Source organism: Streptomyces sp. NPDC040410 (assembly GCF_055595715.1).
The window spans coordinates 249216-263140 of the sequence record NZ_JBVIVK010000009.1 but is presented as its reverse complement, the minus strand read 5'-3'; the positions used below and the strand labels follow the sequence as shown (position 1 = coordinate 263140).

Below are 13925 nucleotides of genomic sequence, written 5' to 3'. Positions count from 1 at the left end.
CCAGGCCGTCACCATCGGAGTCGCCGTCGGCTCTCTGGCCTTCGCCCTCCTCGCAACGCCCGCCGTGAGCGCTGCTCCCAGCAATGGCACACCGCACACAGCGCCCTCGGCTGAGTGCCGACCACAGCCGTCGCCAGACCCCACCCATCAGTGACTCCGGATGGCGAGGTGCCGTGACACACGGACCGCGGCGTGATCACGTCACCCCACCCGGATCACGCGACCAAGTGGCGCTGCGCAGCGGGCAGCGGCCGCGGCGAGGAGGGAGCCCGCCCGGAAGGCGCCTGTGGGCCGCCTGCCGCAACTGACGTGGGAGAAGCCGGCGCTGCCCGGCAAGCTGACGCCCGCGTGCGTCCGCAGGGGGTTCAGAATCTGATCCCGGACCGTCGCGAACGGCCGAAGGCCGGGAGTTTGCCGACCTGGGGTTTCACGCTGGCGACCTGTGTGGCAGCCTGAAGGCCATGATCGTCAGGATTAGTGAGGCGCGTGTGCGTCCCGATCGCTTTGAGGCGTTCCGCGACATGATCGTCACTGCAGTGCGTGAGTTCCCGGCTCGCTACCCAGGTCTGGTGGACCACGAGGTACTGGTCGCGCCACAGGACGTACTGCTGTACGTCAGTCGCTGGCGGAGTGAGGAGGATCTGGTCGGTTACGCCGGCGAGAACTGGCGTGACCAGCCCGTGGTTCTTCCGAACGAGGATGAGTACCTGGTTGCGCCTCTTGAGGTGCGGCATTTCACGCTGGCATCGTTGACCTGACTCCAGCCGCAAGGAGGCCGTGACCTGCGGTGAGCAGCCGCGCCTTTCCCGTGCATCGTCGTCGACGCTCTCGGAGCTGAAGAGGCCAGCGCCTGGATCGACGGCGCCCGGCGGGCCTACGCCCTGGAGAACGAGGCGAAGCCGGTCGATGCTCAACCTGGGCGGCTTCGTCACACGGCGGCACGGGTTGCCGCGTGGGAAGCCCTCAGGGCCGTCCACGAGCTGGCGCGCTGCACCAACCCGGACATGCCGCGACGGCACACGGGTTGCTGCTGCGCAAGGCGCCGCACGGTGCAGCAGTCGTCCCTGCCGGGCGGCCTGGGCGGTCCGCCGAAGCTCACATCGGGGCAGCGCGCCGATCAGCTCGGCCGCGTCACCGGCGTCCTCGCCGAGCACGGCCCTGCCGGCGCCGCTCCAGTCCGACTGCCGAAGGATCGCGCACTCTCTCCACGCTCGCCCAGCGGCACATGGGTTGCGACCCGACCCCACTCGTAGCTCGTGGGCGAGAACGTCTCACACACCAGTGGACATCCAGCGTCACTGGGCGACGACCTCCTGCCGGTACCCACCGCGGTACGGGCTATGCGGAGGGTCCGGATTTCTCAACCCCTCCGACATCGGCTGGGGCGCCCGAACGATGAGGCGAACGATCGTCCCTGGCGTCGGGTTCATTCCGGTCGCGTAGATCCTCGGATGGCTTCGTGGCTGTCACGTTGTGCCCTGGTCGGTGTCGGGCTGGCAGGTGAGGCACAGTTCATGACGCCCATGGCGGGTGATCACGGTTCCCCAGCCGTTGCATTTGTCGCAGCCTGCGGCCAAGGCGGCGTCGGCGCGAGGGATCGAGTGGGGAGCGGGGGGCGCTCCGGAGGCCATATATCTCTCCTGGGTCGAAAACTTCGTTCGTCTATGTAACGCAAAGCCCACTTTAGCCCATATGTCGCCCGATTGGTTCCGCTTGTGATGATTTTATGTCTGTTTTACGCTTGAGTAGCACATGACATCAGCACGGCCCGAGGAGGGCGGCCCGTGGCCGAGGGGATCGGATATGGCGGGCGGCCGCGCAGCGCGGACCAGTCCACAGGCAAGGCAGGCGTCCCGGGTCCACGCCGGCCAGGGGCGTGAGCCGCAGGTCGGCATGAGGCTGCCCACCTGGTTGGTCGCCCCGCAGTCCGGGACGGCTCGGCAGGATCTCGGTCGTTCATGCCGACCTGCTGCTTTTCTCGGTTCCCCGGCGAGGGTGAGGCAGTCGCGCTCTCGGACAGCCGCCGCCGCTCACCGCGGTGACGTACGAGGGCCGGCGCCAGAGACGTTCGCCTGCAGCGGGCGTCACCGTGTGAAGCCTTCCTGTGATCCTGTCGGCGAAAGTTCACGAGCATCGGGGCGACACCGTGCGAGACGCCGTTCGACGCCACGGGTCAAGAAACAAGTTCAGGTGGCGCCGGGCTAAGCAGCCATCGCCTTGCCGTCGCTGTCAGTGATGGTCAGTACAGTCGACCCGCTGTGAACATACGGGCGAATGCGGGGCGGCAGTGACAGATTTCGCGGGGGAGTTCGAAACCCACCTCACGGTGGTGTCCACCTCCATGGCCGGTGACGAGGGCCGCATACGCCGGTGGGCGGAGCGCCACCGTGTGAAGTACACCCGGATCGTGCTCGACCGGGGCGCGACGCCCGACCAGCCGATGCTGACGGTGCGCGGCCACGGTGTCCTGCCGGCACAGCGAGAGGCCGCGCTGGCATGGGTCGAGCGGTTGTGCGCCGAAGGGTTCGGCGTCGCCCGTGTAAAGATCGAGGCGGCACCGTGGAACGAGGACGTACCGCGGACAGCCACCGAGGCCCAGGCGCTCCCTCCCGGCTGCTACTTCGAGCACCACGTCAAGCTCGCCCTCACCGACGAGCCCGAAGTGGCGGCGGTGCGCGCACTCGCCGAGCGGCACACCGCCCACGTGTCGCGCAACGCCCGCCGCGATCTGGGCGGGCGCGGTCACGAACGCTTCGTCACCCAGCGCTGCCGTGGCGTCGGCCGTCCCGAGGCCCGCCGCCGTCTTGACGCCCTCGTCGACGCCCTCGCGGCGGCGGGATTCAAGGCCGTCGAGGTCGAGGAGGAGTTCGTCGTGCACGACGACCACCCGGCTCTGGACAGCGGGTGGATCGACGAAATGACGGGCGTCCGGTGACCCGGTCCGCGGACGGCGAGCGGTGGCGCAAAGCGCACCGGGCCGTGCTCGATCACCTGCTGCACCTCGTCGCCGGGTCCCCGTTGGGTGACGAACTGGTGCTGCGGGGAAGCATGGTCATGCCGGCGTGGGTGGGTGCCGACGCGCGGGAGCCCGCCGACCTCGACTGGATCGTTCCGCGGCCCCTGTTGGTCCCGGTGAATCCCGAGAGCCCGTATCCGTACGTGGAGGGGCTCGAGGCCGTACAGCAGTGGCCGGAGGCTGCCGACGGCGCCGACCGGTACGAGATCTGGAAGTTCGAGGAGTTCGACACCGGAGGTTCGCGACCCGTGATCCCGCCCGAAGGGCTGCACTGGATCATCGAGCCGGAGCCGGAGGACTGCCCGCCGCATGAAGCCTTGCTCGACCTGGCGCGTGAGCGCCCGGTGGCCGCGCCGGGGGTGGTCCTCGACGCGGACGCCGCCCGGGACGACGGCACCTGGACCTACTCGGAGTACGACACCCCGGGCATACGCCTGGTCATCCCCTGGGAGGCGGAAGGCCTCCCGCCCGGCGACGTGCAACTGGACTTCGCCCGCGACGAGTGGCTTCCGGAGGCCCCCGTCCTGACGGCGGTACCCCGGGGTGACGGCGGCGAGCCGGCCGTCGTCCGCACTGCCGGCCGCGAACTGTCGCTCGCCTGGAAGCTGCTGTGGCTGCACGCCGACTGCGCGGCGGACGGCCACGCGCGGGCCAAGGACCTCTACGACGCCGTACTCCTCTCGGAGTCGCAGTCCACGCGGCTGTCCCCACGGCTGCTGCGCAAGGTGTTCCGCCACGAGCCTGGCCATACGGCCGCCGCAGACGCCCTGCGCCTGGACGCGGTGGTGCTGTGGTCCGTGGACTGGGAGGACTTCCGCGCGGACCACCCGCAGGTGCAGGGCACGGCCGAGGAGTGGCTGGAACGCCTGAGCCGGGCGCTGGAACCGGTGTTGGGGCGGTGAGGCCGCAGGTTGAAGAGGCTCGGGCATGGCTGACCGGTCACCGAGGACCACCCGCAGCGCGTCTTCGCCGACCTCGCCAAGACCTCACCGAAAAGCGGCCTTGGATGCGGTGCTCGCGCATCCTGAAGCCCAAGAAGGGCGGCCCAGCGGCTGCTGGTGTGCTTCGTCTTGGCAGAGGCATGTTCCGCCCTCGGCCCTGACGCGCAATGGTACGTCGGCTCTCGGAGCCGGCACGGCGGGAGGCCGACGGGGGATTGTGGCGGGTGCCGGACGAGGCTGCGCTCTGTCCCCCGTACCCGCGGTGCCGGCGCGCAGGAGGGCGCGTCGGCTTCGTCGCGCCCTGATGGGGCTGCACGGGGCGTACCTGACGGCTCAGCGGGGACGAGCGGCGCTCGAGTTCAGGCTGATGCGGAGCGAGGAGGTGTCCACAGCCTCGAAGTCGCTGCCTTTGAAGCGCTTGAGCGCGTTCAGCTGTTCGTTGTTCCAACGATCGTCTTGGTCGCCGGACAAGAACCAGCTGGAGCCGTTGTCAGCCACCAGGGCGCCGTAGCGCTTGAGTGCCTCCGCGATCACCTTGGCCTGAGGTGGCAGCCCGGAGGTGTCCACGGATTGTTTGAGCCGCAGGCGCAGGCCCATCGGGGGCAGACTGGGGTCGTTTGCCGTGCCGGCATCGTGGCGTGCCGGCCAGACATGGGACCGGTCAGAGCGTGGAACGGTGATGCGCAGGGCGTGCTGGATGGCACCGGATTCCACCTCGTCGTAGCGGACGAGTCCCGGCAGTATCGGCAGCCCCGCCGCGTCGGCCGACGTCCACCCGTCGGGGCGCAGGGCGTTGGACCGCAGATCGAAGACGGCGCCGGAGCCCGCGTGCCACCGGCCGCCGCCCAGGCGGCGTGCATCGAACAGCTCGTATGACTGGCACCGGGCGCGGTCGAAAACCACGACATGGCGGTCGCCGTCACCGGTTGGGCCGCCCTCCACGCGCGCGTTGTCGGGGATCCGGTATCCATCGGGGTCCGATTCGTCCGCGTAGTCGAAACCGACCTCGACCTCCGGGACATCATCGTTGACGACCGTGACCGGGATTCCGAAGGGTTTGCCGTCGGTCAGGCCGGAACCGAAGTCGGCGTGCGCAGGCTCGTCGGCGCCGATCGCGGCTACGTAGTCCTCCGAGCGCGAATGGGGTGGCAGGGCGTCCACAGGGGCGCGCCACACACTGGAGGGCGCTGCCACGTCGCACACGGCGCGTCTTGTATCCGAGGTGTGCGCGCGTGCGGGCGGCGATCCTGGGATGGCCTGCTCTGTCATCGCACGTGGTGTGCCACCGGCCCGGAGCGTCGGCTCCGGCCGGGCGCCGAGCATTGTAGTGGCACTCGTCCGAGCGGGCGATGTGGCGGTGGCCTCCGGGTGGTCCCGGGCCACCGGATCCCCCGCCCCGCCGCACGCCACGGCTCCCCCGGCGACCAACCCGCCTATGGATGCCGCTGCCGCCAGAACCCCCCGAGGTCGCGAGCGTCTCCTGTGTCCCATGTGGTCTCCCCTTGTCGGCGAAGAGCCCCAGTGGCGCTTTTGGCAGGCTGCGATGAGCGCACCGCCCAGTTGCAGACGAAACAAGCGGAACTAGTGGGTTGTTCGTGACTTACGACGCCGTTGGGGCACGAGTGCAAGGAAATGAGTAGCGTCTCCTCAGTGTAGTGCTCACCTGCGGCGAAGCTCGGATCGCGTCAGTGGCACCTCCTCCCCGGTCGCGCGCGGTAGGCGGACGTGATCGGCCAGCGACCGCCCCGCCACCTGAGCGGCCCATCGACTGCGGTGCTCCGTGGCCACCCCGCACCGACATGCATCTGGCGCAAGGAGCGGCCGAGGAGGAGGTGGAACGGTGGGTGCCGTCCGCCTCGCTGCCGCTTCCCTCCCCCGCTCGGGCCACCCCGGACACGCCGCCCTATCACCTGTCGCACGGTCAGACATGCCAGGTCGCGCTGTTCAAGCTGGCTGGCGCTGTCCGGTGCGGCGAAGGGCCGGTGAGGTCGCTGGCCGGGGTGTGGGACACCGGGACACAGGGACGGTTGCGACGATCGCCCTCGGATTTCGTCACTGGCTCGTCACAGGTGACCGCCCAATAGAACCCCGCGCCCGCCGGTTCTGTCTGCATCGACGGGGCCGGCGAGGGCCGGTGCCCTGTGCGATCCGAGTTCGGGGGACTTCATGCAGGACAGGAATGGCATCCGCAGAACCGCGATGGTGATGGTCGCTGCCTCAGCCGCACTGATGGTGACCGGATGCCAGCCCGATGGCGGCGATTCGGGCTCTCCCTCGGGCGCGCCGAGCGTCTCGGAATCGCGTGCTGGTTCACCGGACGCCGCCTCGGCGCCTGCCACGGAAGGTGCATCAACGGCACCGGGAGCAAGCGCCTCGTCCACATTGTCGGGCGACTCGGTGGAGACCTGCGCGGCGACCGACCTGGAGGTGGCCGCTTATCAGGCTGCTGATCGCCCCGAGGGCACGGGAACGGGAGCGGCGGTCGTCGAGTTCACCAACATCTCGGGGCAGCCATGCGTCCTCAAGGGCCACCCGTCGGTGGCGGGGGCCGGCAATGGTTCGCCGGAGCACAACTCGCCACTGTCGGTGTCACACGCCGGATCGGCGTCGCCGGTGCGGGTGGCCCCGGCTGGCAAGGCGTGGGTGAAGCTGACCTTCGTTCAGGTCCAGGGCGAGGCCGACGGCTACTGCGAGTCCGGCGCGGACCCGGTGGTGTACCCCACGCTGGTGGTCGGCCTCCCGGAATCGGGAGCGCACCAAGTCGCCCTTGTCGACGGGCAATTCGCCGAGTGCGACAACAAGGTGACCGTCACCGCAGTATCGGCGGCCAAGCCTTCGTGACCCCGGTGGGACCGGCGCTATTGCAGCGGATGCCGACATGCGGTCCGGCTGTGTGTTGGGGTTCGGCTGCTCCTGCCAGGCAGTCGCGGATGCCTCCTGCTCGGCCGCACGATCCGGGGCTGCCGGGACGAGTGGATCCGGATCGGCTTGTTCGCCGACACGTCCCCTCGGCGCAGCGGGTCTGACCCCGGCCCGTTCTTCCCCGATCCAGGCGAACAGGATGCCCTGCACGGCACCCTGTTCGCCTGGGCTTCTCACCTGGCACGAGGGTGCGGTACCGCTGGAATCGACCCTCACTGTCGCTCCTCGCACACGCAGCACCGGCTCGAGACGTTAGTGGTGAAGAATCGGACGGCATCAAAGGTGTTCCACTCGTTGACGATTTCGGGATCGGTGGCCAGGGGTATCTCAACGCCAACCGACTCAGAGCGGCATCTGCCGCGTTCAAAGCCGGAGTCGTCCTGGGGGCGCCAGTTGGCCCGCTCCCAACCATCGGGCCGCCGATACGTCACCCACCACCCAGAGGCGAACCGCGTCGCCAAACCGGGATGCTGCATCATCTAGGGCTACCCGCAGGGCTGTAGTGTCCGATGCGTGCGCGACGATCCAACCGCCGTCATCCTCGAGCTGGGCGCCACCCAGGAGGAGCTTCTCCAGGCTGTGGAGGAGGTCCCAGCCGGCCACGTCATCTACCACGGTCCATTGCTCGTTCGCCAGACCTCGCCAGAGGTGTCCGAGGTTGGAGCTGTGCTGCGATTCGAACACCGTCACGTCGCAGCGCTCACGGAGATCCTCTCCAGCATGGACAAGAGGGTCGGACTTCTTTTCTGGCTTCGCCGGGAACCCGAGTCCTTCGTCCGGGTTCATACCGACCTCGTGTACCACCCCTACCAGGACTACGTGCGATGCATCGCCGCGTTCGCTCCTTTTCTCGCCGACGCTGACTTCTTGCTGTGTCTCCGGTGCGAAGATGACGACGGGGACTGGAGTTTCCTCGTCGACCGTTACCGCATCACCGATGGGAAGCTGCGGTGGCTGCGCAGCCGGACGCCGGACGACGACCTGGATACATTCCTTGCGTCTGCCCGATGACGATTTTCGGCTGTTCCGCGAACCGAACCAGTTTCCTGCCGATCCCTGTGCCCCGCCTCTTGGGCTTGGCCGCCAGCATGCCGAACTCACAGACGCTGGCGGAGAGTTGTCGGATCCGGACGCATCCGACAAGTTCCTCGTCCAGCCGCGCCACGGTGATCTCCTTCGCCTGAGTGAGCGAGCAACCTCCTGGCGGCTGGTCCGAGTTGCGCCAGTGGCCCACAAACCTTCCTCGGCCACTTCGTAAACCTCGTTGATCAGCGAGGTCACCGCTGACATGAGATCGAAGTCTTCAGCGTGGGCAGGAGAGAGAGTTTCGATGCGGAGTGCCTCGTCGTTGGTCACCGATGCGCCTTTCCCTCGCGGGCTCTTCAACAGAGACATTTGTGTCCGATCGTGGTGTCGAAAGAGAACATCCGGTACCGCCAGCCCGACTCCGCGGCGGCGAAGCCGGTGTGCACCTGCCCGGGGTTGAGGATCACCAGTTGCCCGGCAGGGATCACGACCTTGCCACCGGCCATGTGCAGCCCCTCGGCGCCCTGCTCGATGACGCCGACGGAGGCTGCTCGTGGCTGTGCCGGTCGAAGCGGAAGTGCTCGAACCCGGCGGCCAAGAGCTCCACCTGCGGACTGCCGACCGCGGTCCACAGTCGTGCGTACTCGCCTCCCGCTCCCACGGGCGCGTCCTCGCACACAGGCATTCGCCCAGCGTATGGCCATGCTCACAGCGTCGGCAGCCGGGCACCTGCCTGCCTCGCCGACTCCGTCGTGTTCGGCGGCCGCCGCGGCGACCACGTCCTCGGTGAGCGGTATCGCGGTGCCGGGGAAACCGGACGATGGGACGCTCGGTCGATGCACACCAGTTGCCATTGCCCGATGGACAGCGGTGCGTGGACGGATCTCATCAGTAGCGCCACAACGATGCTCCCGCCAGAAAAACGGGACGACCTTCGGCCCTGGCTGTGCGAACTGTCCGGCGGGGGCCCGCCAGGTGGCCGCATACCTCCGCGAGTCGACTCACCACTGGTGCTTCAACTCCATCGTGGACAACGCCCTTTCTTGAGGAACGCTCAGGCGTAACTGCTGCGCCGCCACGCGGGAGCGGGACCGTTCCCCGGAGCTCGACGACGTGGGAGAGGCGTTGAGCGCGGTGGTCGAGGAACAGGGTCAGTGCAGTGCCCGTTCACAGCACACGGGCCAAGCCTGGCCGGCCTTGCCGCCGACCTGACCGCCACCTGTCGGCAGGTGTAGGGCCCACGAGCGCGGGTCCACCCCAGGGTGGATGCCGTGTGCTGATCTCCACCCTGACGCTCATGTAGGCGTGCCCGTTCGGGACGACAGTGGGCAGCGTCCAATTCGTTCTGACGGAGGAATTTCCATGATCTATGCATGCATCGCGTCCGCTCTCGGGCTGGTGGCGCTGGTGGCGTACGCGACCCGGTCGCGCCGCCGTTCCCGCAAGGGGACGCGATGAGCACGGGCCTCACGCGGGTGTCCGGCCGGATTGACCGGGCGACGGGTTCGGGCACGGCATCGCCCGTGGTTCAGCCGGCCGGTCGAGGCGGCACCGGCTCCGCCGGCGTGGGCGTGGCGGACGGCCGACGCGAACGGCGCGGCCTGGCCACGGTGATCGGCGCGTTCGCGATCTGCCCGTGCCACCTGCCGGTGACGCTGGCGCTACTGAGCGTCGCGCTGGGCGGTACCGCCGCCGGTGTGTTCCTGCGGGCGCACGTGTGGCTCGCCGGCGCCGTCATTACCCTGGTCTGGGCCGCGCTGACCTGGCGCGGCCTGTGGTTGGTGCGCAACGGGCGCAGCTGCCCGGTCCCCGGGGCGAAGGGCCGGGCACGGGCGGTGTGGCGGCCGCGGGCCCGGCAAGGAAGGTAATACGGGGCGGATGACTGGCACGGGCGCAACGATGGTGATCCTGGTGTCCCTGGCAGCGGCCGCAGCGGGCCTGTTGCCGCCCCGCTACGGCACGGCGGTGACGGTCGCGGCTGCGGCCGGTCTCGGCCTGGGAAACGCCGGGATGGCGCCGACGGTGGCGCTCTCGCCGATCTGCGCGTACCTCGTCGTGGCTCTCGGCCGGGCCCTCGTCCGCGAGCGGGCGGCCCGGCGGCGGCTTGCCGCCTCGCACGCCGCCGCCCGGGCCGCCGAAACCCGGGAGGCGGTGCTGGGTGAGCGCACCCGCATCGCCGGCGACATCCACGACGTGGTGGCCCACACCGCCAGCACGCTCCTGGTGCAGCTGCGGGCGGCCCGTGCCCTGCTCGACGACGACCCGGTCGACGTCACACGGCTGCGCGCGATGCTCGACCGCGGTGTCGAGGTCGCCCGGGCCTCGATGCACGAGACGCAGACAGTGGTCGGTGCACTGCGAGGCGGCGGACCGGACTGGACGCAGGTACGCCAACTCGTGGCCGACTTCACCGCGACCTCTGGCATCCCCTGCGAGATGTCCCTGCCCGAGCCGGCGCCGGCGCTGGGTCATGACGTGGCCCTCGCGCTCTACCGGTCCGTACAGGAGGCGCTCACCAACACCGTGCGCCACAGCACCGCGCAGCGAGTCCGGGTCGACGTCACGGTCCACGACGGGCACCTGATCACCGCGGTGGAAGACGTCGCGGGCCGGCGGCACCAGCCGCGCCCGGCGCTGCCCAGCGGCGGGCAGGGGCTGACCGGGCTGCGCAACCGGGTCACCGCGGCCGGCGGCACGCTGGTCGCCGGGCCGACCAGCACCGGGTTCGTCGTGCGGCTGACCCTTCCGGTGACCCCATGACAATCCGCGTGCTGGTCGTCGACGACCAGGAACTGGTACGCGAAGGCCTGGTCATGCTTCTGGAACGGGCCGCCGGCGTCGAGGTCGTCGGCGCCGCAGCCGACGGACGCGAAGCCCTCGCGGCCACCCGCGGCCGGCAACCCGATGTCGTCCTCATGGACCTGCGCATGCCGCGCATGGACGGGGTCCAAGCAACCCGAAGCATCGTCGCGGCCCACCCAGGCGTCGCCGTCGTCGCGCTGACCACCTACCCCGACGACCGGTCGCTCTTCGCGGCCCTGCGAGCCGGCGCACGCGGCTACCTCACCAAGGACGCCACCGTCGAGGAGATCCTCGCCGCCCTGCACACCGTCGTCGCAGGCGGCACGGCACTCGCCCCGACCGCACAGGCCCGCGTCGTCGCCGCGGCCCTCGGCGACGACACCGAGGACCCGGACCGCCACACGCCCGACCGGCTCACCCCGCGGGAGGCGCAGGTGCTGTCGCGGATGGCCGACGGACTGCGCAACGACCAGATCGCCGTCCAACTCGGCATCAGCACCGTGACCGTGAAGACCCACATCAACCACATCTTCACCAAGATCGGTGCAGTGGATCGCGGGTCGGCGATCGCTTACGCCTACCGCAACGGGCTCGTGCCACGCTCGGAGTGAGCTGCCCGACTTCTGTGGGCGAAGCAGAGCCCCGGGCCGGAATGCCTGCCGGTGGTCCACCAAGGCCTCAGACAGCAGCGCAGGGGTGCACCGTGCCACCGCGCCGCCCACTCATACGTGGCGCGTAGGAAGAAGCAGCCAGCGGTGCCGTCAGCGGTGACACACAGGCGGCGCCGGACGGTGACGGGGCCGCCAGGCGCTCCGCAATGTTCGCCTGCACCGGGGTGCTGCGCCGTAGGCCGTTCGACTCAGAGTCGAACAGGACGCCAGTACGGATCGTCACCGCTTGGAGGCGCAGCGTGGTTTCGGTGGTTCACTGGCGGCATGCCTTTTGAACGCTACGGCGTGCTCTCGGGAACCCTGTACCGTCACTACCGCGACCGGCCGGACAACCAGGGCCGCTGGTTCCACGTCAACGTGGAGGTGGATGCGCCCGGCGGCCGGTACCACTGTGCCGTCGACGTCGACAGCCACAAGTCCAACGTGGGCGTGCAGTGGAAGGCGTTCACCCTGGACACCAGCGCTCTCGGGCCGGCCCCGGCCTTGGCCCCGGGCTACCACGACCTCGCGTCCACGCCGGACTCCGGAGCCCTGGACTACCTGCGCCATCCTGCACTCGTGGACCGGTCCGGCGTCCTGTTCCAGCGCCGCCCACCGTCCTGGCTGCAGGAACTTCTCGACCTGTTCGGCTCCCGGCCATGGCATGCGGGTTCCAACGTCGACGCCGCCGCCGCGCTGGAGGCGATCCTGGTAGCAGGCCAGCGCATCCTCGTCTTCGGCGAGCCGTTCGACAACGATCCCGAAGGGGACCTCGGAATGCACAACATCCACCAGAACCAAGGCGACCCGGCCGGTTCCCAGTGGTGGGCGGAGAACGGGATCTGGCAGGACGGCGCGACGCTCACCCAGCGCCCCGACGGCCGGTACAACGTATTCCTGAACAAGTTCTCCGGCCAGGCCGAGCACACGGACAGCGCGGGCCACCCCGTCGCATGACCCCAGGGCGCCGCGAAGACCGCCTTTCCCGCTGGAACAGAGCGAACGCCGCCTCACGACCATGGAAGTCGACTGCCAGTGGGCCGCGGCCGGGGTTGTGCCACACCACATCGGGGTGGCATACCTCCGCCCGCGCCTGCATGTCGCCGGCCGTGAAGGCGGCCAACCAACCGCGTCTTCTTGCCCACGTCCGGCTCGCCGGACCGCCCCACCGCAGGCGGCCGGAGTTCGCCGACCAGACCGCGCGACAGCGCGAACTGCCGCGTCGGCGCGCTGTGGCCATCGCATGGCAGCCGCTGACTACTTGGTTCGCAGCATGAGGGCGTGGCGAGTCTGGTCGCCGTAGACGCCGGTCTCGTCGTCGCGGATGCCGTACCACTCCTGGAATCTGGCCACGGCCGCCCGGACCTCCTTGTCGTAGCGGCCATCGATGACGCCGCCGTCGTAGATGTTCGGCACCTGAAGCAGACGTACCTGGAGTTCGTATACTCCGTGGCCGCTGTCGCCTTCGCGCAGCACGCCCGTGCCCGGGATCTCGGAAAGCGAGGGAGCCGGGTTGTCGGGCAGTGGCTGTTCCAGCCGCCCAGCGGGCGGGGAGGAAATCGCCGGTATCGGGCTGTCGTTGGCCAGCAGCGAGGAGGCGAGAATCAATCCGCTCACGGCGCCCGCCCCGAAGACGCCGGCGACACGGGCTTTCCGCCGGTCGGTTGAGCGCCGCCATCCTCTGCTCCCCTCCGTCGCCTGCACCCGGGCAGGTGGCGGCAACGCCCCTGAGGCCGGGGCGGCGAGTTGGTCAGACTGCTGGACTCGTCGGGGGGCAGGCGACCGAGCGATGTCCGGGCGCGGACCGGCCCCGCGACGGGCGTCCCTGTGCCGGCTGGCCGGCGGTGGGATGGTCACCGGCTGCGCGGCGGGCGTCGGGTCTGCGACACGCACCCTTGACGGCCTCACCGACGACGGGGGTGGAACAGGCTCCAACTGCGCTGCGCGTAGCCACAGTGGCTCCACCACGACATCCTGCGGCACATGGACCCGACGGGCGCCGTCGGCGCCCAGTGGCTCCACGAAGGACGGCGAGGCGGCGGGCGGTCGATCCACATCCGGGTCGGCTTGACGTCTTGCCGGTTGTGTCCGTCGGGGCGCGGGCAGGGACGGGGTCGGATCACCGCCGGCGTCCGTGACGGGTTCCTTGTACCGAGCCCCGGACGGCGGCGTGGGTTCGGCCTCGATCTGCTGGTCGTCAAAGGCGTAAAGGTCGGCGCGTGCGGCATCCAAGGCGTCCAGTACGGCTTGGAAGGAGTCCTGGATCTCCTGCACGATGTCAGGGCCTGAATCACGAGCCGGCTGTTGCTCGGTGTTGTTGAGGCCCACCGGCAGTCCTCCTCAACCAAGTACGTCCGATGTCATGTCTCGTCCTGCTGGCACAGTTCCGTGACGGAAGTTTGAGCCGCACGGATCCGGCGCGCCTCGCTGTTTCGTCGTGATGCGATACGCAGCCCGTGCGACCTTGTCTCATCCGTTCCTTCTTCCGGGACGTACGCCACACTCATGCCCCGGGCCGGGACGCCCGCCCCATCAGCCGATGCGGCACAGCTGCCCGGAGACGGTCTG

14 protein-coding genes are annotated in these 13925 nt (G+C 69.4%); 9 read left to right on the top strand and 5 right to left on the bottom strand.

Annotated features, from left to right (window positions below):
• The first annotated feature begins 461 nt into the window (after nucleotides 1-461).
• From ACZ562_RS20420 to ACZ562_RS20410, 3 genes are all read left to right on the top strand, one after another.
• Nucleotides 462-758: an antibiotic biosynthesis monooxygenase family protein gene (locus tag ACZ562_RS20420; RefSeq protein WP_471180860.1), complete on the top strand. Its 297-nt coding sequence runs from the start codon at nucleotides 462-464 to the stop codon at nucleotides 756-758.
• 1529 nt (nucleotides 759-2287) lie between these two features.
• A complete protein-coding gene (locus ACZ562_RS20415; RefSeq protein ID WP_471180857.1) occupies nucleotides 2288-2935 on the top strand; it encodes a hypothetical protein in 648 nt (215 codons plus the stop codon).
• Complete coding sequence (locus tag ACZ562_RS20410) at nucleotides 2932-3918, top strand: nucleotidyl transferase AbiEii/AbiGii toxin family protein (RefSeq protein ID WP_471180855.1); 987 nt, start codon at nucleotides 2932-2934, stop codon at nucleotides 3916-3918. The genes ACZ562_RS20415 and ACZ562_RS20410 overlap by 4 nt, the downstream gene beginning before the upstream one ends.
• A 372-nt stretch (nucleotides 3919-4290) precedes the next feature.
• Here the strand turns inward: ACZ562_RS20410 and ACZ562_RS20405 are convergent, their stop codons facing one another.
• Nucleotides 4291-5118 (bottom strand): hypothetical protein, encoded by an 828-nt coding sequence (locus tag ACZ562_RS20405; RefSeq protein ID WP_471180852.1) that lies wholly within the window; start codon nucleotides 5116-5118, stop codon nucleotides 4291-4293.
• A gap of 1005 nt (nucleotides 5119-6123) precedes the next feature.
• Here ACZ562_RS20405 and ACZ562_RS20400 point away from each other — a divergent pair.
• Together ACZ562_RS20400 and ACZ562_RS20395 are read left to right on the top strand one after the other, a co-directional pair.
• On the top strand, nucleotides 6124-6798 hold the full coding sequence (locus tag ACZ562_RS20400; RefSeq protein WP_471180850.1) for a DUF4232 domain-containing protein: 675 nt from the start codon (nucleotides 6124-6126) through the stop codon (nucleotides 6796-6798).
• 594 nt (nucleotides 6799-7392) lie between these two features.
• Nucleotides 7393-7890, top strand: a complete 498-nt coding sequence (locus tag ACZ562_RS20395; protein WP_471180847.1) for a hypothetical protein — start codon at nucleotides 7393-7395, stop codon at nucleotides 7888-7890.
• On the opposite strand, the gene ACZ562_RS20390 is transcribed toward ACZ562_RS20395, so the two are convergent.
• Nucleotides 7811-8113: a GNAT family N-acetyltransferase gene (locus ACZ562_RS20390; protein ID WP_471180845.1), complete on the bottom strand. Its 303-nt coding sequence runs from the start codon at nucleotides 8111-8113 to the stop codon at nucleotides 7811-7813. The two genes, ACZ562_RS20395 and ACZ562_RS20390, sit on opposite strands and share 80 nt — an antisense overlap.
• 148 nt (nucleotides 8114-8261) lie before the next feature.
• On the bottom strand, nucleotides 8262-8609 hold the full coding sequence (locus tag ACZ562_RS20385) for an AraC family ligand binding domain-containing protein (RefSeq protein WP_471180842.1): 348 nt from the start codon (nucleotides 8607-8609) through the stop codon (nucleotides 8262-8264).
• Between the two features lie 750 nt (nucleotides 8610-9359).
• Between ACZ562_RS20385 and ACZ562_RS20380 the strand changes: the two genes are divergently transcribed.
• The 4 genes from ACZ562_RS20380 to ACZ562_RS20365 all read left to right on the top strand — a co-directional run bounded on the left by ACZ562_RS20380 (nucleotide 9360) and on the right by ACZ562_RS20365 (nucleotide 12314).
• Entirely contained in the window at nucleotides 9360-9773 is a 414-nt protein-coding gene (locus tag ACZ562_RS20380; protein ID WP_471180840.1) for a hypothetical protein, read from the top strand.
• A gap of 10 nt (nucleotides 9774-9783) precedes the next feature.
• Entirely contained in the window at nucleotides 9784-10665 is an 882-nt protein-coding gene (locus tag ACZ562_RS20375) for a sensor histidine kinase (protein ID WP_471180836.1), read from the top strand.
• Entirely contained in the window at nucleotides 10662-11318 is a 657-nt protein-coding gene (locus ACZ562_RS20370) for a response regulator transcription factor (protein ID WP_471180833.1), read from the top strand. Before ACZ562_RS20375 ends, ACZ562_RS20370 begins: the two co-directional genes overlap by 4 nt.
• 324 nt (nucleotides 11319-11642) lie before the next feature.
• Nucleotides 11643-12314, top strand: coding sequence for a DUF2278 family protein (locus tag ACZ562_RS20365; protein ID WP_471180831.1), 672 nt, complete (start codon nucleotides 11643-11645; stop codon nucleotides 12312-12314).
• Here the strand turns inward: ACZ562_RS20365 and ACZ562_RS20360 are convergent.
• Together ACZ562_RS20360 and ACZ562_RS20355 are read right to left on the bottom strand one after the other, a co-directional pair.
• Nucleotides 12220-12597 (bottom strand): nuclear transport factor 2 family protein, encoded by a 378-nt coding sequence (locus ACZ562_RS20360; RefSeq protein ID WP_471180828.1) that lies wholly within the window; start codon nucleotides 12595-12597, stop codon nucleotides 12220-12222. The genes ACZ562_RS20365 and ACZ562_RS20360 overlap by 95 nt on opposite strands.
• Nucleotides 12598-12614: 17 nt before the next feature.
• Nucleotides 12615-12974 carry a peptidoglycan-binding domain-containing protein gene (locus ACZ562_RS20355; RefSeq protein WP_471180827.1) on the bottom strand — a complete coding sequence of 120 codons (360 nt, stop codon included), beginning with the start codon at nucleotides 12972-12974 and terminating at the stop codon, nucleotides 12615-12617.
• Nucleotides 12975-13925 lie beyond the last annotated feature (951 nt).

Coding starts and splice junctions, on each gene's coding strand:
- ACZ562_RS20420 (WP_471180860.1), top strand. CDS start 462: ATGATCGTCAGGATTAGTGAGGCGCGTGTGCGTCCCGATCGCTTTGAG.
- ACZ562_RS20400 (WP_471180850.1), top strand. CDS start 6,124: ATGCAGGACAGGAATGGCATCCGCAGAACCGCGATGGTGATGGTCGCT.
- ACZ562_RS20385 (WP_471180842.1), bottom strand. CDS start 8,609: ATGGCCATACGCTGGGCGAATGCCTGTGTGCGAGGACGCGCCCGTGGG.
- ACZ562_RS20380 (WP_471180840.1), top strand. CDS start 9,360: ATGAGCACGGGCCTCACGCGGGTGTCCGGCCGGATTGACCGGGCGACG.
- ACZ562_RS20375 (WP_471180836.1), top strand. CDS start 9,784: ATGACTGGCACGGGCGCAACGATGGTGATCCTGGTGTCCCTGGCAGCG.
- ACZ562_RS20370 (WP_471180833.1), top strand. CDS start 10,662: ATGACAATCCGCGTGCTGGTCGTCGACGACCAGGAACTGGTACGCGAA.
- ACZ562_RS20365 (WP_471180831.1), top strand. CDS start 11,643: ATGCCTTTTGAACGCTACGGCGTGCTCTCGGGAACCCTGTACCGTCAC.
- ACZ562_RS20360 (WP_471180828.1), bottom strand. CDS start 12,597: ATGGCCACAGCGCGCCGACGCGGCAGTTCGCGCTGTCGCGCGGTCTGG.